This is a genomic window from Clostridium sp. BJN0001, from assembly GCF_022869825.1.
GTDB lineage: Bacteria > Bacillota > Clostridia > Clostridiales > Clostridiaceae > Clostridium.
In genome coordinates, this window is the sequence record NZ_CP094971.1 from 2,118,147 (window position 1) to 2,140,000 (window position 21,854).

The 21,854-nt window shown below is 29.9% G+C and carries 18 protein-coding genes, 1 tRNA gene and 1 rRNA gene (1 of these 20 only partly in view); 5 read left to right on the forward strand and 15 right to left on the reverse strand.

The genetic code is table 11. The features are described from left to right. Positions 1-32 precede the first annotated feature (32 nt). The 3 genes from MTX53_RS10350 to MTX53_RS10360 are packed head-to-tail and all read right to left on the reverse strand — an operon-like array spanning position 33 to position 2,859. The gene (locus MTX53_RS10350; RefSeq protein WP_244833717.1) at positions 33-1,064 is read right to left on the reverse strand and encodes a CotS family spore coat protein; all 1,032 of its coding nucleotides are present in this window, start codon (positions 1,062-1,064) and stop codon (positions 33-35) included. Positions 1,065-1,083: 19 nt separating this feature from the next. Next, positions 1,084-1,839, reverse strand: coding sequence for a spore coat protein (locus tag MTX53_RS10355; protein ID WP_244833718.1), 756 nt, complete (start codon positions 1,837-1,839; stop codon positions 1,084-1,086). A 15-nt stretch (positions 1,840-1,854) separates the two neighbouring features. Beyond that, a complete protein-coding gene (locus tag MTX53_RS10360) occupies positions 1,855-2,859 on the reverse strand; it encodes a CotS family spore coat protein (RefSeq protein WP_244833719.1) in 1,005 nt (334 codons plus the stop codon). 133 nt (positions 2,860-2,992) lie between these two features. On the opposite strand from MTX53_RS10360, the gene MTX53_RS10365 reads away from it, so the two are divergent. After that, entirely contained in the window at positions 2,993-4,114 is a 1,122-nt protein-coding gene (locus MTX53_RS10365; protein WP_244833720.1) for a glycosyltransferase family 1 protein, read from the forward strand. Between the two features lie 59 nt (positions 4,115-4,173). Here MTX53_RS10365 and MTX53_RS10370 read toward each other — a convergent pair whose 3' ends face one another. The 5 genes from MTX53_RS10370 to tsaD form a co-directional block, all read right to left on the reverse strand. After that, complete coding sequence (locus tag MTX53_RS10370; protein ID WP_244833721.1) at positions 4,174-5,310, reverse strand: carbohydrate ABC transporter substrate-binding protein; 1,137 nt, start codon at positions 5,308-5,310, stop codon at positions 4,174-4,176. A gap of 157 nt (positions 5,311-5,467) precedes the next feature. Beyond that, the gene (locus MTX53_RS10375; protein WP_244833722.1) at positions 5,468-5,833 is read right to left on the reverse strand and encodes a carboxypeptidase-like regulatory domain-containing protein; all 366 of its coding nucleotides are present in this window, start codon (positions 5,831-5,833) and stop codon (positions 5,468-5,470) included. A 78-nt stretch (positions 5,834-5,911) separates the two neighbouring features. Further along, on the reverse strand, positions 5,912-7,117 hold the full coding sequence (locus MTX53_RS10380) for a trypsin-like peptidase domain-containing protein (RefSeq protein WP_244833723.1): 1,206 nt from the start codon (positions 7,115-7,117) through the stop codon (positions 5,912-5,914). Positions 7,118-7,199: 82 nt separating this feature from the next. Further along, the gene (locus MTX53_RS10385; RefSeq protein ID WP_244833724.1) at positions 7,200-8,210 is read right to left on the reverse strand and encodes an alpha/beta hydrolase; all 1,011 of its coding nucleotides are present in this window, start codon (positions 8,208-8,210) and stop codon (positions 7,200-7,202) included. Between the two features lie 22 nt (positions 8,211-8,232). Continuing rightward, the gene (gene tsaD, locus MTX53_RS10390) at positions 8,233-9,252 is read right to left on the reverse strand and encodes a tRNA (adenosine(37)-N6)-threonylcarbamoyltransferase complex transferase subunit TsaD (RefSeq protein ID WP_244833725.1); all 1,020 of its coding nucleotides are present in this window, start codon (positions 9,250-9,252) and stop codon (positions 8,233-8,235) included. Between the two features lie 128 nt (positions 9,253-9,380). Between tsaD and MTX53_RS10395 the strand changes: the two genes are divergently transcribed. Together MTX53_RS10395 and MTX53_RS10400 are read left to right on the forward strand one after the other, a co-directional pair. Further along, positions 9,381-10,007, forward strand: coding sequence for a RusA family crossover junction endodeoxyribonuclease (locus MTX53_RS10395; RefSeq protein ID WP_244833726.1), 627 nt, complete (start codon positions 9,381-9,383; stop codon positions 10,005-10,007). 15 nt (positions 10,008-10,022) lie between these two features. Beyond that, entirely contained in the window at positions 10,023-10,583 is a 561-nt protein-coding gene (locus MTX53_RS10400) for a GDSL-type esterase/lipase family protein (protein ID WP_244833727.1), read from the forward strand. On the opposite strand, the gene MTX53_RS10405 is transcribed toward MTX53_RS10400, so the two are convergent. Then, a complete protein-coding gene (locus MTX53_RS10405; protein WP_244833728.1) occupies positions 10,578-11,531 on the reverse strand; it encodes an FAD-dependent oxidoreductase in 954 nt (317 codons plus the stop codon). The two genes, MTX53_RS10400 and MTX53_RS10405, sit on opposite strands and share 6 nt — an antisense overlap. A 150-nt stretch (positions 11,532-11,681) precedes the next feature. Between MTX53_RS10405 and MTX53_RS10410 the strand changes: the two genes are divergently transcribed. Then, complete coding sequence (locus MTX53_RS10410; RefSeq protein ID WP_244833729.1) at positions 11,682-12,479, forward strand: hypothetical protein; 798 nt, start codon at positions 11,682-11,684, stop codon at positions 12,477-12,479. A 125-nt stretch (positions 12,480-12,604) separates the two neighbouring features. Then, entirely contained in the window at positions 12,605-14,464 is a 1,860-nt protein-coding gene (locus tag MTX53_RS10415; protein ID WP_244833730.1) for an LTA synthase family protein, read from the forward strand. A gap of 68 nt (positions 14,465-14,532) precedes the next feature. On the opposite strand, the gene MTX53_RS10420 is transcribed toward MTX53_RS10415, so the two are convergent. The 6 genes from MTX53_RS10420 to MTX53_RS10445 form a co-directional block, all read right to left on the reverse strand. Beyond that, positions 14,533-15,249 (reverse strand): HAD family hydrolase, encoded by a 717-nt coding sequence (locus MTX53_RS10420; RefSeq protein ID WP_244833732.1) that lies wholly within the window; start codon positions 15,247-15,249, stop codon positions 14,533-14,535. 31 nt (positions 15,250-15,280) lie between these two features. Then, the gene (locus tag MTX53_RS10425; protein ID WP_244833733.1) at positions 15,281-16,624 is read right to left on the reverse strand and encodes a TldD/PmbA family protein; all 1,344 of its coding nucleotides are present in this window, start codon (positions 16,622-16,624) and stop codon (positions 15,281-15,283) included. A gap of 1 nt (position 16,625) precedes the next feature. Continuing rightward, entirely contained in the window at positions 16,626-18,008 is a 1,383-nt protein-coding gene (locus MTX53_RS10430; RefSeq protein WP_244833734.1) for a TldD/PmbA family protein, read from the reverse strand. A 92-nt stretch (positions 18,009-18,100) separates the two neighbouring features. Then, complete coding sequence (locus tag MTX53_RS10435) at positions 18,101-18,991, reverse strand: polysaccharide deacetylase family protein (RefSeq protein ID WP_244833735.1); 891 nt, start codon at positions 18,989-18,991, stop codon at positions 18,101-18,103. Between the two features lie 127 nt (positions 18,992-19,118). Next, positions 19,119-19,193, reverse strand: a tRNA-Asn gene (locus MTX53_RS10440). A gap of 65 nt (positions 19,194-19,258) precedes the next feature. Further along, positions 19,259-21,854: ribosomal RNA gene (locus MTX53_RS10445) — 23S ribosomal RNA — on the reverse strand; it runs 313 nt beyond the window's last position.

Genomic DNA, 21,854 nt, shown 5'->3' on the forward strand with positions numbered 1-21,854 from the left:
ACACAAAAATATATTAGTGCCAGCTCTTTTTGTTATATTTCCTTTCTTAAAAAATCTAAAAACTGATATCTTAATTTATCGTTTTCAATCTTCATTTTTAACCTATCAAGATATATATTATAATCCCACATCTTTCTTCTAAAATAATAATCTAATGATATATTGTAAAAATCTTTTGGAAAATATAACAATCCATAAAGTACCTTTTTCTCTCTTAAATCAAGCTTTGAAACTGATTCATAAGATTGTAACACAGATTTCATTTTTTCAAAATCAAACCCCGCATTTTTTATAGTTTTTAAAATAAAATCTGCTACATCCATAACTCTTAGATCAATAGTCATAAAATCAAAATCAATAAGACTTACCCTATCGTTATTCACAATAAAATTTCTATATACAGTATCATTATGACAGACACATATCGTTTCCTTCTCCTGCCTCAAATCATTATAACTGCTATTTAATAAAAACCTAGAGGCTGCTATAACTTCGTCTAAATATTTATCTATATATCTAAAAAATAAATCATCAAATTCATTTTTATATTTAAATCTTGAAACCATATCTTTTATATATTTTAAATTCTTTACACATTGATCTATTTTAAAAAGAAATGATTTGTCAATAAAATTTTTATTATATTTTTTATTAATATATTCCATTATTCCTTTAGAGGATTTATGCATTTTTGCAAGAGATTTCGCACAAAGATCAACTTCGACAGGATTTGAAAAAGAAACCTCATGCCCTTTAAATATATCCATAACAACATACATATTTCCTTTATATTCTTTAAATACATTTCCATCTGGAAATTTATTAAACTCTATTATATCAGGATCAGTTTTCTTTATATACAAAAGGCACTCATTTATCATATTTATTTCATCAGAACTTTTTTCAATTTTCTTTAATATTTTTTTACCATTTTTAGTAGAAATGACAAATACTTTTCTAAGTGGAATAATATCATCTACTTTAATATTAATACTATCAAAAAAATTTTTATCAAGATCATAGCCACATAAATATTTCTGTTCAATGTATTTATTTTTTACCACTTATATTCCCCTTTATATATTAATATATAAATAAATCTTTTTTTTCTTCATATGCAGCTGCCTTTTTAAGTTTTTTTAAAGTTTCATCAAATGTTTTTCTGCTTTTATTATCTGAATACCTTTCCCATTGTTTTAAAAACTCTTTTGGATAAAACATCATACCCTTTAAATACTTAATAGTATCAAATGAAAGATGTGATTTAAATGCAAAATATTTAATTAAATCTTCTATATCTCCTTTATATCCCCTTTTCTGAAGCCTTTTTATATATCCAAGTAAATCCTCTTCAACAAGATTATAGCAAATTGATTTTAAATAATATATCACTAATTTTTCTCCATCTTTCACTAAATTTGTCTCATCACATTTTACAAGGCAGATTTCGTTTCTATTCATACTTCTTTTTATTATATCCAGATATCCATTATTATATATATACCTTATAGCTTCATTTCCCTGATTAAGCATATTCATTCCCTCTGATATAAGATATATATCTACACAATTTTTTATAGGATTTGAATAAATATTATTATAATACCTCTCAAGTTTTTTAAGCTGCATTTTATATCTTTCAATTTCTTTTCCGATTACACTTTGCAGACCATCTATGCTGTCAAATGAACATGATTTTGCTTTTTTATGAAATGAGGTAATTAAATCAATCTGCCTGTAAATAAATTCTTCATCAATATCAGAAACTTTTTGAAAAGGATTATCTGATATTTCTATTCCTGCACATTTAAGTTTCAATTTAACACTTTCACAGCTCAAAATTTTACCTCCAATCTAAAAATAGCCATCAATGAAATTTTCCCTTTCATCACAATCTTCAAGATATTTTATAAGTTTTTGATAAAAAAAGTCTTCTCCCCATGGTTGCATTTCCCAATATACCTGAAGTCCTATCTGCCAAAAGCTCTGAGGGAATCTCATAAATTCACGCATTATCGGTACTTCATAATCTTCTATCGCTAAATTTTTACTATACGAAGTTATTATTAAATCTGCTATATTTGAGCACCATTTTCCATTTTTCATGGTTCGTATTAAAAGTGAACATAGATCATGAAGATGTGTATCTAAAATGCAATAATCAAAATCAATTATATTTATATTTGAATCTTTATCTATAAGAATATTATGATGAGCAAAGTCATGATGACAAAATCCTCTTTTAAAAACTTCTTTTTCCATGGCTTTTACATAAAAATTTTCTTTTAATCCTTTAATACTATTCTCTGCTCTCTCTATTTCCTTTCCTGCGTATTTAAGATACAATTTATCAAACTTGTTTTTTTGTGCTTTTTCATCTATTCTTTCTAAAAAATTTGAAATTTCATTCTTTCTATCATTAAAATTTTGTTCCCATCTAAACCAATAGATTCTAGGACTCATATCAGATGATATATTAAAATTTCTACTTTTCAAATGAAGTTCTGAAAGCTTCTCAGAAATATATTCAAGTTCTACAGGATTACTGAAATTACTTTCTCTTGCTTTAAGCCATTTTGTTAGATAAACACATTTTTTATCAATAACACCAAAATACCTGTCTTCTTTATCTTTTATTATTTCAGGTACAGAAAAGAAATTATTTTTTCTTAAATGTATAATTGCTGAAACTATAAATAACGTATGCTCATACGTATACTCATTAACCTTAAGGCAGTAAGATTTACCATCACTTTTTATCATATAGCTTCCTTTAACTTTTATAATTTCTTGGCACTTTATATCATACTTTGATTCAACATATTCTTTTATAGAAATACTGCTTAAAGTATTGTCCATAATCCACTCCTATCGTAATTCTTTTAAATATTATATGTATATAAATATTTTATTGTGATTTTTATTTAATAAAGACACACTTTTCAAAAAAAATAATATTCTATTTATATAGTTATAAATAAGGAGACTCTATATGAAAATTGCCATAGATACTCGTGGTGCTACTTTATATCATGGTACTGGAATAGGAACGTATACTGAAAATATTATAAATGAATTTTTAAAAATCTCACGCTTAAATGAATTTTATTTATTTTGTTGTGGCAATTTTAATAAAAACTTTATAAGCAAGAATAGTCACATAATATATTCATCTGGTAAAAAGAGTACTTTTTATAATAATTTTTATATACCTGATAAAATATTTAGAAATAACATAGATATATATCATATACCTCAAAACGGAATAGGACTTAATAAATGTAAGAATGCAAAAAATGTAGTTACTATTCATGATTTAATACCTTATATCATGCCTGAAACTGTAGGAAGCGGATACTTAAAAAAATTTTTAGAAGATATGCCTCATATAATAGCAGATGCAGATGGAATATTAACAGTATCAGAATACTCAAAAAAAGATATCCTCAAATATTTTAGCTTTTATCCTGAAAATAAAATATTCGTTACACCTCTTGCTGCTTCAAAAAATTATGTTCCACTAAATAAAAAATATTGCAAAAAATTTGTAGAAAACAAATTTAATGTTCCTGCGCCATACATACTTTATATAGGCGGATTTAGTCCAAGGAAGAATGTTATTGGTCTTATAAACGCATTTAAACACATTTATAAAGATTTAAATGCTAATTATAAATTATTAATTTGTGGTTCTCTTAAAGATGAGGGCCTAAGGCTTTATAATTATGTAAAAGAAATAAATATGGATAAAAATATTATTTTTACAGGTTTTATAGAAGATGATTTGCTTCCAATTTTATATAATAGTGCTGATACATTTGTATATCCATCTCTTTATGAAGGCTTTGGTCTTCCTCCACTTGAGGCTATGAGTTGTAAAACAGCAGTTATTACATCTAATGTTACATCTATTCCAGAAGTAACTAGTGATTCAGCAATTCTTATAAATCCTCTAAAAGAAAATGAATTAGAGGAAGCTCTTTTAAAGACATTAAATGATTCTTTATTTCGAATGTCTCTTGCGGAAAAAGGATATCAAAGAAGTCTTAATTTCACATGGGAAAAAACCGCGCAAAAAACATTATCTGCTTATAAAAAAATATTAGAAGAATAAAAGCAGAAAAGCTTCTGTATTTTTACAAGAAGCTTTTCTGCTTTACAATAAATTTTATATTATTTTTGATAATTTTTATTTCGTATAGAAATATATTTTTTATACGAATTAAATTCTGGTGTTTTTTCTTCTACGTTAGCTAAAAGAAGAAATGGACTTTGACCATTAAAGTTATTCACTTTTTCTTCTATTTCTTTTGATTTATAACACGACTGAAAACTCGAGAAAAATTCGCCTTTTTTTATATAGTCTACTGCAATAGAATTATCTGTAACTAAAAATGTTGTGAATTTTTCTATAAGCTTATTGTTTGAATTATTTAAAAGTAAAAGATTGCTTCCCTCAGAGGCAAAATTTTTATTTTCTCCAACATTTAAAGTTGGAACTTTTATCGCTACATAATTCTCGCTATCTTCTAATTTCGATATTTCTTTAACAGCATTAATAGATCCAATTCTCGCTATATATTTATCATTTTTGTTCCATGTAAGTACATTAGAATCTTTAAGCTCATTAAATTTTGTATCTAGTAAAATTTTTATTTGATCCTCATCTAGATTATCATTATATGTATAAACATATTCCATTAAAAGAAGATCTAATAAATCATTATAATTCTGACCTGTACCACTTAATAATTTCACTTTTCCTTCACTTTTTTGATATACTTCTTGTCCAATTTTTATTATATCATCCCATTTATTTATATCTGACTGTGTATATCCATATTTACTAAGTAAACTTTCATTAATAAATAACGCTAGTGGTCTTGATGTTAATGGAATTTTTATAATATTTTGATTTTCTTCTTTTTGTAATCTATATTTCGAAAAATTACTTTTATATGGTTTTATATATTCATTTTCATCGGCCGAATATATATTTACATTTTCATATATTTTATTAAGTTTTGTATCATTTATTTGAACCATTGTATAATTTAAAGTATTATCTTTTATGATATCTTCTAAACTAGCTGTATCTGAAATCTTATCTATTTTTATATTAGTTCCTTGATTTTGTAACATAAATTTATCAGCTACATCTTGCATATACTCATACATATCGTCGTTTACAGCAATTGAGATACTTCCTTCTATCTTCTCTTTATCTGAATGTCTTAAAAAAAATATTGACATTATAATAATTATCATTAACGCTAAAAAAAATCCTATAATTTTGATTTTTTTATTCATACTGACACCTCTAAGTTAAAAAATTTATAAATTAAGTATACCATAAAATAAATATTTTTATTTAAAATAAGTAGTGACGGATAAGAAATCCTTATCCGTCACTTAGCCTAAATGTTTAAAACATATCTTTATTAATGTTTTAATCTCATCTTCTGTTTTAATTGCAACTATTGCATCCAGGTTCGCCTATACAACATCCTTCATAGCATTCTGCTTCAATTTCTTCATATTTGATACAAATTGAATCTTTATATATCTTAAGCATATATCTTTGATTAGGACATAAAGGTCCAAGCAAAAACTGGCCAAATTCGTCTGTAAAAGTATGAGTTAATGGTATAATTCCTCTTCCACAATCTGATACCTTTAATAATTTAACTACTGCATCTGCAACAGGTTCCATGTCTTCATCTACTACAGTTCCATAAATTGCACTTCTAGTCTCTTTGCAGATCTTAACAACAGCATCAATCTGTTGATTTTCTTTTGGGCAAATAGAACATACACTTACTCTTCCGCTCATTATTTTTCCCTCCAATGTGTTTTATACTATAAAATATGAAAAAATAACAAGTTTTGTTCATGATATTAATTTTATATTCTAAAAGTTAACTGATATATCTATATTTTTCCCATCTCTGACTACTGTTAAAGACATTGACTCACCTGAAGTTTTTTCATTGAGCATTTCTTTAAGTTCTGTACTCTTAGTAACATTTTTACCATCACATTCAACAATTACATCTCCAACTTGAAGTCCACTTTTTTCTGCCACTGAAAATTCATTTACCTTTAAAACATATACGCCTTCAGGTAAATCATATTGCTTAGCAGTATCACTATCTATATCACGTATACTTACTCCTAATGTAACCATCTGTTTTGATAATGAATCAATTTTTTCTTTTACTTCATTTATAGGAATTGCAAAACCTAATCCTTCAACTGATGCAGATGATGTAGTCTGAGAACCAAGCTTCATTGAATTAATTCCTATTACCTGTCCTTTTGTGTTGACTAAAGGTCCTCCACTATTACCAGGATTTATTGCAGCATCAGTCTGTATAAGATTAACGCTAGTACCATTTTCTGTTTCTATAGTTCTATTGTTTCCGCTTATAACACCTTTTGTAAGTGTTTGTGCAAAGTTTTTCGAAAGTGGAGTTCCTATTGCTATAACTTCTGCTCCAGGATAAATCGCATCTGAATCTCCAAGTTCAGCTACTGCAGGAACTTTTGAACTATCACTTAGTTTTATCATTGCTATATCCTTCTCTGAATCGTAATTAACAACTGTAGCTTTATCTTCAGTTCCATCACTTAATGTAACTGTAACTTCCTTTGCTCCTGAAATTACATGATAATTTGTAAGAATATAACCATCTTGATTTATAATAAAGCCTGAACCCATGCCTTCAACTTCTTGTTGACCAAACATACTATCTGTAAGGCTTTTAGTTGATACAATTACTACTGCTGGTGCAACTTTATTAAACGCATCTGTTGCTGACATCGCATTGTCTTCACTCTCTGTAAAAGACTGTGGTACATATGTTAAATTATTATTTGTAGTTAAGTTTAACTTATTCTGTTTAACCATATAATATGTACCATAACTTCCAGCAGCACCTGAAAGAAGTGATATTACAACTATAATTGCTACTTTTCCTAAAAACTTTGAAAATCCTTTACTCTTATTATTCCCTTTATTCTTAGGCTCTTCATAAAAATTTCCCCATACTGGTTGATCATTATTATTATTATTAACTGGTGATGAATCAACATCAATGTAATCATTATTATTCATTCAAATACCTCCAATACTTAATTCATTTATTATCTAAAGTATATAATCGTTATATGTCAAACCAATGTCAAAATATTTTATTTTATGAATTTTTCCTAAGTTCTTTCAAAATCTGTTTTGAAACTGAATTTATCGCATCAACAACATCATCTTCATAAGATTTTGAAGAAAGCTCATCTGTTTTTTCTATATTATTTACTTTTAAATTTTCAGGATCAGTAAGTTTCTCTAATGATTCTGATTGTTCATCTGTAAGTATATAAACAGGCTTTCCTTTTAAAACTCCTTCATTTTGGCTATCAGAATCTGCATCACACAAAGCCTTATATTCATTTGCAACTGCTTGCCTGTACTTCTTAGTGTTTTCAAATGCACTAAATTCAGCAAGAGGTACTTCACTTAGAGTGCTCTTATAAGCTGTGTTATCCTGAACAGACAAATTAAAGTCATTAATTATATGTGTAAGATAGATATTGGAAGCACATTCTTCAATTTTTGCTCTTAAATATTTCTTCTTATATTCTTTTTTTATAGAATCTTCTTTAAGTGATTTTTCATTAATTGGATTAATTAAAACCATTCCTCCTACTTCATCAGGATATTCATTTGCAAAATTAGTACCTACAAGACTTCCATATCCTTCACCTACGATTATGTATGGTTTGGATACTCCAGATTTCTTTAATATAGTTTTAAGTCTCATTGCTTGCTCTTTAGGAGTTAGTTTATCTCCTCCATCATTATATCCGTATCCCTGTCTATTATATGTAAATATAGAAATATCTTTATTTTCCTTTAGTTTATCAATAATACCATTCCACTGATACATTGTAGTTCCTATACATCCATCTAAAATTACAGTAACGCTTCCTTTTCCTTTATAATTATATTCATTTTTCTTCCCATCAATACGAATATATTTATAATCAGATTTAAATTTAGTATTATTTATAAAATCAGTCCCAATTTGAAGCACAACTCCAATAGATAAAATTACTGCAATTATAATAAGAATAAATTTTAATACCTTAAAAACACTTACTTTTTCTTTAGGAACTTTATATATACCATTAGAATTTCTCAATAATTTCATTTCTTGCTCCCATCAAAAATATTTATATTTCACCAAGTTTTAGATTAGGTTTTGCATTTATATCTAGATCTGATACATAGCCTTTAATATAATTAAAATATGCAGCGCTTCCGATCATAGCGGCATTATCTGTACATAAAATAGGTTCTGGGAAGAGTATTTTTATTCCTTTTTCTTCTCCTTCACTAAGAAGTTCATGACGAAGATGAGAATTTGATGCTACTCCTCCTGCTACTGCTATTTTATCTACATTTCTTTTTTCGCATGTTAAAAAAACATTATTTCTTAAAACATCTATAACTGCTTTTTGAAATGATGATGCAACATCTGCTTTATTTATTTCTATATTCTTCATTTTTGCACTATTTATATAATTTAAAACAGCTGATTTTAATCCACTAAAAGAAAAATCTAAACTGTCATCGTGAAACTTTGCCCTTGGAAAATTAAAAGCTTTATCGTTTCCTTCATTAGATATTTTATCTATCTTAGGTCCTCCAGGATAACCGAGTCCAATTGCTCTTGCAACTTTATCAAATGCTTCTCCAGCTGCATCGTCTCGTGTTTCTCCAATTATTTCAAATTCAGTATAGTCTTTTACATAAACTATAAAAGTATGCCCTCCTGATACTACAAGTGAAACAAATGGTGGCTTAAGCTCCTTATACTGAATAAAGTTTGCACTTATATGTCCCTGAATATGATTTACACCTACAAGAGGCTTTCCAGATGAAAGTGCCAAACCTTTTGCATACTGAAGACCAACAAGAAGTGCTCCAACAAGTCCTGGTCCATACGTAACACCTATCGCATCTATTTCATCAATCGTTAATGAAGCTTCTTTTAAAGCCTGTTTAACTACTTTATCAACAACTTCTATATGCATTCTTGAAGCAACTTCAGGAACTACTCCTCCAAATTTAGTATGAGTTTCTATCTGTGATGAAATTACATTTGACAGAACTTCTCTGCCATTTACAACTACTGCCGCTGCTGTTTCATCACAACTTGATTCAATCGCTAATATTACTTTTCTATCCATTACAAATACCTCTATTTTTGTATATTATCACAATACTATTTTATCATAAGATTGCCTAAAATAGTATTATACTATATACTAAAATTAATATTTAAAATTTATTAAACTTTTAAGAGGAGATATTATAATTGTGCACATATGCAAAAATAATAGTAGATGGTTCACCACTTACAAAATCTAATTTCAAACTTCATAATAAAAATGGACGTGCAATTTTACCCACATCATCTGGTTCTTCTAATGACAGATATGCTGTATACGAAGAAAAAATTGCTTATATGGCACGAGCTCAAAATCCAAATATTATATTAGATGAAAGTCTTATAGCAATTCTTCATGTATATTATAAAAGTGAAAAAAGACATCCAGATACAATAAACATTACTAAAAGTATCTTCGATGGAATTGAAAAAAGCGGACTTATAGTAAACGATGCTCAAATTACAAAAATATATACAGAAGAACATTTTGATAAAATAAATCCACGATTTGAACTTTTCTTATATCCAGAAAGCAAATTTAATATCAGTATAGACATAACTAATAAAAAAATAAAAGCATCACCTAAAATATATTTTCCAAATACTAAAAATATATTACATAAAATCAATAAAAAAGCTAAAGAAACTGAACCTATTATTATAGATTCCAATACCTGTTCAGTTTGTGGCAAAAAGATACAAAATGATGATTATGTATCTACAGATAAAGGTAAGAAAAAAATATGTAGAAAATGTTTTTCAAAATTATTTTAAAAGAAGGTTATTTAATTGAATAAAATAAATACAATCTTTATTGGTGACAGCCTTACATATGGATATGGTGTAGATAAAAAATCATGCTGGGTTTATAAGCTTTCAAAAGAACTTAATATATCTTATTTAAATAAAGGATTAAATGGAGATACTACCTCTTCAATGCTTGAACGATACTATGAAGATGTAGTAATTTATAATCCTAAATATGTATTTATAATGGGCGGAAGTAATGATCTTTTATGTATGAGAAGTTCAAGTTCTATCATAGAAAACATATCGCTTATGATAAAAGACAGCATAAATAAAAGCAATATATTAATAGGAATACCACCTTGCATAGTAAGTGAGATGGCTTTTAATTTATTTTCTCCATCTTCATCATATAAATATGCAGAAAAAGAATTAATTGTACTTAGAAAAAAATTAATAGAACTGTGCATAAAATATAAAATAAAATATATAGATTTTTATGAAGAAACAAAAAATAAAAAAGAATTATTTTTAGATGGAATCCATCTTACAAAAGAAGGTCATAATATATTGTATAAAAAGGCATTAAAAGCCTTTTTATAAACTGTTTTTTATATACATAGAAGCTTTTTCTCCACATAAAAAATTATTTTCTTCATTAGTTTTAAACATATTCTCTGAATCTATTATATTTCCACATGCAAAAAATCCAGGAATCGAAGTTTTAAAATCATTTACAATTATATCTTTTGTCTTTTCATTTACTTTTATTCCAATTTTTTCAGCAAGCTCGCTCATGCCTCTAAATACACCTGATAAAATAAGTGAATCACATTCTATTTCTTTTATTTCATTATTTTCTATATTTCTTATTTCTACTTTTGATACTCTCACATCTCCAAAAATTTCTGTAATTTCAGCTCTTTCTATTATTGGTATTTTAAAATCTTCAACTATACTTAAAATATCTTTATCTTTTTCCTTAGATAATTTTCTTCTAAATATAAGACTTTTTACATGTCCGCCTTCAAGTATTATCCTTCTTGCAAGTATTGCAGAATAAAGATCTTTTCCTGTAATAATTGTATCATTTCCAATAAAATATCCTTCAATAGTTATCATTCTGTGAGCTTCACCTATAGTTGCTACACCTGTAATACCTTTTATAGGCATCATAACATTCGGTTCATACTTTTCTTTTGCACCCATTGCCATAATTATTGCAGCTCCTTTAACAGACTGAACCCCAGATATAGAGTTAACATATGTAATTTTATGATCAAAACAAATATCTATAACTTTTGTATTTTCTTTTATTTCTATGTTAAATTTATAAAGTTTGTCTCTTAAATAATCTACATATTCAGGTCCTGTTACTTCATATCCAAATACTTTTTCTCCATATGAATTATCAATAAATTCATTCATAATTCCACCATAACAGTCCTGTTCAAGTATTAATATATCTTTAATTCCATTTTCTGCAGCTTCCACTGCTGCTGCCATACCGGCAACACCTGCTCCTAGAATAATAAGCTCATAATTTTGCATTTTATACCTCCAAATAATAAAATCTCTTCTATTTTATTAATTATATTATAGTTGTTTTACCTTTATTTTGTAAATTTATTTTGCTCAATTATTAAAAATGATAAAGTATTTTGGTATAATATAGTTAGAAATCAAGAAGAGGTGATAATCATGAATCTATTCCGTTTAAGTTTATATTTTATTTGTGCAATTATTTTTCTTATATCGGTAATTCTCGTTGCGCTCTCAATAAAATGGAAAAACAGAACATTTCGCATAATTTCTATTTTTATTCTTTTTTCTTCTTTTGTACTGGCTGGTGCTGGAATTGGTTCAGAATTTATATTTAATAAATACATCAAACCAAATATTGAAAAAAAACAGACAATTCAGCATGAAGAAACTGCAACAATTTCTGATCCTTCAGTAGATGATTTAAAATGTTCTTATAAAATTTTGGGATCAGATAATCAATATAAAAAAAATGCAGAAGTTACAATAAAAAATAATACAGACTCAATATTTACAGGAAATATAAAGCTCGACTTTTTAGATAATGACGGAAGTACTGTTACATCTATTACATTACCTGTAACTAACCTTATTCCAAATAAATCATCTAAAAATAATGCTATAGTAGATAAATCATCGTCAAAAATAAAATACACTTTCACAGGAGATTTTATAGATGCTGATGAGAATTCATTAAAAAATTACTATGAGATATCTAATATATCAGCTTCAGACAATTACTTAAGATTTGACATAGTAACATCTGATACTTCAGATAAAAATTTAAATAGAATATCTAATGAATTTAAATCAAAATATAATCAGACTTTATGTAACAGTTTTATATTATATTTTTATAAAAATGCCGATAAAAGCAAAAATAATCTTAATAATTCAATAGCAGATTTCTATTGTGATAATACTTCAAGTAAATCACTATTATCTAAATATAACTAGATAAAAGATTCTAAACTTATTTTATGGTTTAGAATCTTAATTTATTTTTCATATTTACTTTATTGTTTTATTTTATATTTTATATATAATAGTATTGTTGTATATAATAAAAATGAGGTGAATATATGAATAAATTTATAGCCAAACTACAATATACTCTAAAGAATAAAGATACTATAATCGATATTCTTATGATTATACTTCCTGTAATATGTCTTGTTTATAAAGGGGTTATTCTTCAAGGTTTTATTACAAATAAAGATCCATATGGTTTCAATTTTGGAGCTGGATATATTTCGGCTTCTCCGTTTTTTAAATATTACATATTCTTTTCTGCAATATTTATAAGTTTCTCTTTTCTATTTAAGAGAAGAGGACGAGCTATTTACTTGTTAATTACGAATTTTTTTGTTACGCTTTTGTATCTTCTTGATATATGGTACTACAGAGGATTTTTAACAGTTCCATCTGCAAGGATTTTAACTCAAACTGCAAATCTTGATAATATGGGAGGAAGCATACTCTCAATGACAAGTCCTTTGGATGTTCTCTTTATAGTAGATTTTATTCTATTAGTACTTTTAGTAATAATTTTTAGAAAGAATATCTTTGTAAAAAAATGTAGAAGTATTATTTCTTTTGTAACTATCTTAGTAATTTCATTAGCAGTAATTCTATATATACCATTTAAAGTTAATGTTTTACATATGCAAAACGTTAGTGGATCTTACGTATTCTCAAATTATGATCCGACTAATACAGAACGATATTTTTCAGCTATAGGATATCATATAAATGATATATATACAGTTTACAAAGATTCAAAACCTTATGCAATGACTGATGAGGATAAAGCTTACGTTAAAACATATTTTGAATATAAAAATGAAAACCTTGAACATAATGAATATTTTGGAAAAGCTGAAGGGAAAAATATACTTTATATTCAAGTTGAATCTTTAGAAAATTTTGTTATAAATCAGAAGATAGACGGTCAAGAAATAACTCCAGTACTTAATAGTCTTTTAAATTCAAGTTACTATTTTCCTAATACATTTGAACAGGTAAATGAAGGAACAAGTGCTGATTGTGATCTTATGGTAAATACATCAATGCTTCCATTAAGACGAGGTGGAACATTCTTTAGATATCCAGATACAGATTACAACTCGATGCCTAAAATATTAAAGAAATACGGCTATCAAACTAACGTTATACATCCTGATAAAGGTTCATTTTGGAATTATCAGGCAGGATTAACAGGTGGAATTGACTTTGAGAATTTCTATGATTCTCATTCACTTGACACAACTGATCAGATTGGTCTTGGAATAAGTGATGAAAGCTATTTTAATCAGGTTGAGCCTATGATTAAAAATTTCAAAGAACCTTTCTATACAATGACAATTACACTTACAAGCCATGGTCCATTTGATTTACCTCAAGATTTAAGAGAACTTAAATTGAATAGTGAATTAGATAATAGCGAACTTGGTGGATACTTCCAGAGTATTCATTATACAGATAAACAGATTGGAAATTTCTTAGATAAACTTAAAGAAGATGGACTTTTAGATAATACTATTGTTGCTATAATGGGAGACCATACAGGTGTTCATAAATACTATAACAGCAGTATTGAAAATTTATCAAATAAAGAAGACTGGTTTATGTTTAATGGAAATCCTACAATGCCTTTTATAATTTATGATTCTTCTCTTAATAAAAAAGTACAAATAGACAATTATTGTGGAGAAATAGATGTGATGCCTACTCTTTTATATCTTATTGGTGTAGACGATGATGATTATCAAAATACATGTCTTGGAAGAAACATGTTAAATACTAATAAATCATATGCTATTCTTACAAACGGTGAATTAAGAGGCGGAGATGATTTATCAGGTAAAGAAAAAGAGGTATATAAAAATTCTCTTGAAATGTCCGATAAAATGATTCGTGCAAATTATATACCAGAACATTAAATATTAAAATAAAAGCAGATGTTTTAGAAAAACGAAATTTCTAAAACATCTGCTTTTTTATTTAAATACTATTTTAATAATAATCTTTCTATTTTTTTTATATTACCATCTAAAATATTAAATTTACTATAAAGTTTTCCTTTAACTTTAGGTGAAATATTTGTTTCAATATAAAGAGAATCTATTCCAGCCTTATATGATCCTTCTATATCAGACATATAATCATTTCCTATCATTATACTTTCACTCTTTTTTAAATTATATCTTTTTATTATAATATCATAAAAGTTTGCAGATGGTTTTCTTATTCCTTCATCTGAAGATAATACTATTCCATCAAAAAGATCATATATTCCAAGCATTTTCATTTCAGGTACTGTAAAAATATGCTGTGCATTCGATAAAAGATAAATATTTTTTTCCTTTTCTCTAAGCTTTTCAAATAAATCCAAAACTCCATTATACAATTTTATATATTGGGTAGATGTTATTCTAAAAAATTGACCTGTATATATACATAAGTCATCATCTGCTTTTATACCTTTTTTATTATAAAGAATTCTAAAAACATTTAATATATCTATTTCATAATTTTTAATGTTCTTATTTTTTTCTATTTCATTACTACATATTTTTTTATACTCTTCTTTTATTTCTAAAGGTTTGTAAAAAGCACCCTGAAAGCTATAAAATTCTGAAAGTTTTATCCATAGTTCTTCTTTTCCCTCATCTGTATTTAAATCTACAAGCGTTCCATATAGATCAAATATATAATTTTGGTACATTTTTTATCCCCCTAAAACATTTTATTGACTTTTATTTTCCTGCTACTGATAAGCCCTCTACTATAACAGAAGGACTTCCAATACTACTCATTGGAAATTTAAGATCATTTCCAATATCAGTTATATTCTTTAAAAAGTCAAAGAAGTTTCCAGCAACTGTTATCTGTTGGACAGGTCTTCCCTTTTTTCCGTGACTTACTACAAATCCCTTAGCTGCAAGAGAAAATTCTCCAGTAATTGCATTTGCACCCGAGTGTAGTCCATTAAATTCTGTAATAATAAGTCCATTATCTATTTCTTTTAGTAATTGATCAAATCCCTTATTTCCTTTTTTTATATACATGTTTGAAGGTGATATTCCTATAGTTGATGCATAAGAAGATTTAAATCCATTACCTGTTGATTTAACATTCGCTTTGCTCGCAGTTTTTAAATTATATAAAAATGTTTTTAATGTTCCATTTTTTATAATTTCTTTACTAAAAGTAGCAACTCCTTCATCATCAAAAGGTGTAGATGAAAGTCCTCCTTCTAAATGAGGATCATCAACTAAAGTTACTATATTAGATGCTACTTTTTCTCCTTCTTTATCTTTTAAAAGTGATAATCCCTTTTGAACATTTTCAGAATTAAATACTGAGCAAAATGTTGAGAGAAGAGAAGACATTGCTTCATTATTAACAATTATCTTATACTTTGAAGAAGGAACACTTTTTCCACCAATTCTAGATAATGCATCATTAACAGCTTCCTTAGCAACTTCTTTGGGATCTATTTTTTCTATATCATCTTCTATTCTATACCCAATTCCATCAAATTTATCTTTTCCATCAGATACTATTGGTATTACATATGCACTTAATGAATTATCTCTATTTTTTAAATTAAGTCCTTTAGAATTAATTATTCCATAAGATGCTTTTCCATATCCTGCTGTGCATCCTCCAAAACTAACAATTTTATCAGATAATTTTCTACATTCTTTTTCCATATTAATTGCAAGAGAAATAAGCTTATCAGAATGTATTTCATCTAATGAATCATTGTAAGTATTAAGTTTTTTATATTCCTTGTCACCTTCATAAATAAACTGTTTATCTTCGTTCTCTATTGCTAGTGCAGCACTTTTTGCATTTTTTATAAGCATATCTATTGCAGCATCATCTGCTATTTCTGTATATGAATATCCCATTTTACCATTTATTTTACCTCTAAATGAAAGTCCAAAACTCTTATTCATTTTGTACTTTTCTACTTCACCTTCATATACATTTATACTCATACTTTCGCTGTCCATATAATAAACTTCGTATTCATTAAATCCATTTTCAATTGCTTTTTTAAATAATTTTTTAGTAAAAAGTTCTAGTTCCATTCTACTTACCTCCTACAGTCATATCTCTTACTCTAATCATAGGCTGACCCACATTAGCTGGTATATTACCTGAAGAAGCTCCACATACTCCTTGTGCAAGTTCTAGGTTATCCGAAACCATATCTATATTCAAAAGTACTTCACTGCCTTTACCTATGAGGCTTGCTCCTCTTACAGGTTCACTAATAACTCCATTTCTTACTAAATATCCTTCAGAAACTGCAAAATTAAATTCTCCTGTTACAGGATTTACAGAACCTCCTCCAAGTTTTCTTGCATAAAGGCCTTCTGATATTGATTTAATTATATCTTCCTTTTTATCTTTTCCTTTAGCTATATACGTGTTAGTCATTCTTGATGTAGGCGCATACTTATAACTTTGTCTTCTTGAATTTCCAGTAGACTCAATGTTCATTCTACGCCCATTAAGTTTATCTACCATATAGCTTTTTAAAATTCCATCTTTAATCAAAATATTCTTTTGAGTTTCATGTCCTTCATCATCAACATTACTAGATCCCCAGGCATTTTTAATTGTTCCGTCATCAACTGCAGTAACTACAGATGATGCTATTTTCTGTCCTAACTTTCCAGCAAATACAGAATTTCCTTTAGCAACAGAACTTGCCTCTAATGCATGACCACATGCTTCATGAAATATTACTCCTCCAAAACCATTGTCCATTGCAACAGTCATATTACCAGCAGGGCATTCTCTTGCATTAATCATAGTATGTGCAGTTCTTGCTGCTTCTTTTCCTGCCTTTTCTGGATCTACTATATCAAACATTTCAATTCCCATTTGTCTTCCTGGAGCTTCAGTACCTGTTTGTTTTTCATTATCTTTAGTTGCTATAGCACTTACTCTTAATCTTGTAAGAACTCTTGTATCTTCAGTATAAAGCCCATCTGTATTGGCTATAAGTACATTCTGCTGACTGTCATTATATCCTGCTATAACCTGGCTAATATCATTACTATAATTCTTAGCCCCATTATATGCACTTTTTATAATATCTATCTTCTTATTGTATGCCACATCTTTAGGATAAAATAAAATAGGATGAATTGTCTGTATCTTTTTTTCGTTTATAATTATTGTTTTAGATATATCTCTAATTTCACCTAATGCTAAAGCTGCATCTTCAGCTACTCTTAGAAGACTTTCAAGGCTATTATTATTTGTATACGCATATACACTTTTCAAATTTTTAAATATTCTTATTCCTATTCCATATTTTCTGCCACCAATAGCATCTTCAACTTTACCATCAATAAATGAAATTGCATTACTTGTCTTATCATCTTCAAATATTTCTGCAAAATCTCCACCTGTTATAAGGCATTTAGATAGAACTTCTTTTACTACTTTTTTATTAAGCATATGAATCCTCCCTAAATCTATTTCTAATTCTATTTTATATCAATTTTAATTATATTTAATCACATTATAATAAATATTATACTATTGTACAATTATTGTATAGTCATAAAAGAATATCCGTTTTGCTTTAAATAGTCTATAATTCTTGGAAGCGCCTTATATGTTTCTTCTTTTCCCTCACTATCATGCATTAAAAAAACCACCTTTTCCTTTTCTGCTATCGAGTTAACCGCATCATCATATAATTCATCTGCACTTTTTTTCTTTTTTCCTTCAGCATCTTTATTTAACGAATTCCAATCAATATAACTATATCCCTCATCTTCAAGAATCTTATCTATTTCTTCCTCATTATTCCATGACATATGGCCACCAGGGAAACGAATAATATTAGTCTTAAAATCATCTCCTAGAACAGCTTTTAATGAATTATTACATTTTTCTATTTCATTCATAAAAGCCTCTGCATCAACATTTCTTCCTGGATACAAAACTTTATACTTATGTGTATATGTATGGTTTCCAATAGCATGTCCATCTTCATATTCACGTTTTACTATTGCTTTAGTTTTTTCAGATGAATCTAAAGATTTTCCAAGAATAAAAAATGTTGCTTTTACATCTTCACTATCTAAAATATCAAGAATTTTAGGTGTAATATTTTCTGATGGACCATCATCAAATGTCAAATATGCAACTTTTCGACCATCTGCACCTTCAGGCATAGTCCCTTTAAGTTGATCATTAATATAATTCTGAATATATTGTCCACTTTCTACGTAGGATGATTTTTCTTCTTTATTTTGATTAGTAACTTCATTAGAAGCATTTACAATATTTTGTTTGGTGTAAACCATTTTTTTTGCAAATAAAACACTTATAAGTATTGTAAATATCGCTGCAAAAACAAATAAAATTAACATTCTATTTTTAGTCTTAATCTTTTTTTTTGAAGCATGTCTATTTTTATTTTCTATATTCATTCTTACTCTCCATCCCCATATATAAATGTTTTATAACACTATTATTACTATTCTTTATATAAAAAAATATTATTATATAAACAAAAAAAGCCGAATTATCATCGACTTTACTGTTACAATATTAAAATGGCTCCGCGAAGAGGGCTCGAACCTCCAACCTATCGGTTAACAGCCGAGTGCTCCACCATTGAGCTATCGCGGAACGTTATTTTGAAAGATTTGTTCTTTCAAAATTGCATATAAATCATGTATTACAACTTTTTTAATTTGGTCAAGCCCTCGACCTATTAGTATCAGTCAGCTAAATATATTACTATACTTACACCCCTGACCTATCAACCTTGTCGTCTTCAAGGGGTCTTACTAGCTTACGCTATGGGAAATCTTATCTTGAGGTGGGCTTCACACTTAGATGCTTTCAGTGTTTATCCCGTCCCGACTTAGCTACCCAGCTATGCTTCTGGCGAAACAACTGGTACACCATAGGTCAGTCCATCCCGGTCCTCTCGTACTAAGGACAGCTCCTCTCAAATTTCCTACGCCCGCGACGGATAGGGACCGAACTGTCTCACGACGTTCTGAACCCAGCTCGCGTGCCGCTTTAATGGGCGAACAGCCCAACCCTTGGGACCTACTTCAGCCCCAGGATGCGACGAGCCGACATCGAGGTGCCAAACCTCCCCGTCGATGTGAACTCTTGGGGGAGATCAGCCTGTTATCCCCGAGGTAGCTTTTATCCGTTGAGCGATGGCCCTCCCACGAGGTACCACCGGATCACTAAGCCCGACTTTCGTCCCTGCTCCACCTGTATGTGTCGCAGTCAGGCTCCCTTCTGCCTTTGCACTCTTCGAACGATTTCCGACCGTTCTGAGGGAACCTTTGGGCGCCTCCGTTACATTTTAGGAGGCGACCGCCCCAGTCAAACTGCCCACCTAACAATGTCCTGTCACCAGTTTCATGGCATCCAGTTAGAACTTCAGTACTGTCGGGGTGGTATCCCAACAACGACTCATTCAGATCTGGCGACCTGAATTCCCAGTCTCCCACCTATCCTGTACAGACAATACCGAAATTCAATGCTAAGCTACAGTAAAGCTCTACGGGGTCTTTCCGTCCAATCGCGGGTAACGAGCATCTTCACTCGTACTACAACTTCGCCGGATTTGCAGTTGAGACAGTGCACAAGTCATTACGCCATTCGTGCGGGTCAGAACTTACCTGACAAGGAATTTCGCTACCTTAGGACCGTTATAGTTACGGCCGCCGTTTACTGGGGCTTAAGTTCATACCTTCGCTTGCGCTAAGTATTCCCCTTAACCTTCCAGCACCGGGCAGGCGTCAGCCCCTATACATCAGCTTACGCTTTAGCAGAGACCTGTGTTTTTGTTAAACAGTTGCTTGTGCCTATTCTCTGCGACCTGCTCTCGCAGGCACCCCTTATTCCGAAGTTACGGGGTCAATTTGCCTAGTTCCTTAACTGCAATTCTTCCGTCGGCCTTAGGATTCTCTCCTCATCTACCTGTGTCGGTTTGCGGTACGGGCACTACTTCTCTCTCTAGATGCTTTTCTTGGAAGCATGGAATCAGATACTTCGGTTCACAAGGAACCTTCCCCATCACACCTCAGAATTATAGGAACGGATTTTCCTGTTCCTACTCCCTAAATGCTTAGACTAGCGTCCAATAGCTAGCACATCTTATCCTTCTCCGTCACACCCTCGATAATAACGATGGTAGTGGTATTGGAATATCAACCAATTGTCCATCACCTACGCCCTTCGGCCTCGGCTTAGGTCCCGACTAACCCTCAGAGGACAAACCTTCCTGAGGAAACCTTAGATATTCGGCCTGTAGGATTCTCGCCTACATCTCGCTACTAATGCCAACATTCTCACTCGTAATCAGTCCACCGCTCCTTACGGTACGACTTCAACCCAATTACGACGCTCCTCTACCGCTCATACTAAAGTATGAACCCGTAGCTTCGGTGGTAAGTTTGAGCCCCGGACATTTTCGGCGCAGGATCTCTTGACTAGTGAGCTATTACGCACTCTTTTAATGAGTGGCTGCTTCTAAGCCAACATCCTAGTTGTCTTAGAAATCCCACATCCTTTTCCACTTAACTTACACTTTGGGACCTTAGCTGACGATCTGGGCTGTTTCCCTTTTGACCATGGAACTTATCTTTCATAGTCTGACTGCCGGACTGATAGTATATGGCATTCGGAGTTTGATAAGGTTCGGTAAGCTCTATGCCCCCTAGCCTATTCAGTGCTCTACCTCCACTACTCACATTTTCCGACGCTAGCCCTAAAGCTATTTCGAGGAGAACCAGCTATATCCGAGTTCGATTGGAATTTCTCCGCTATCCACAGCTCATCCCATGCTTTTTCAACAGCAACGTGGTTCGGTCCTCCACAAGGTTTTACCCTCGCTTCAACCTGGCCATGGATAGGTCACCCGGTTTCGGGTCTACAGCATGCAACTAGTCGCCCTATTAAGACTTGGTTTCCCTTCGGCTCCGTACCTTAAGTACTTAACCTTGCTACATACCGTAACTCGTTGGCTCGTTCTACAAAAAGCACATCATCACACACATAAGGTGCTCTGATCGGTTGTAGGCACATGGTTTCAGATTCTATTTCACTCCCCTCCCGGGGTTCTTTTCACCTTTCCCTCACGGTACTTCTTCACTATCGGTCATCAGGTAGTATTTAGCCTTGGGAGGTGGTCCTCCCAGCTTCCCACAAGGTTTCACGTGTCTCGTGGTACTCTGGTGCAGAACTTGAAGAATATGATTTTTACTTACAGGACTTTTACCTTCTACGGTCTAACTTTCCAGCTAGTTCAGTTAATTATATGTC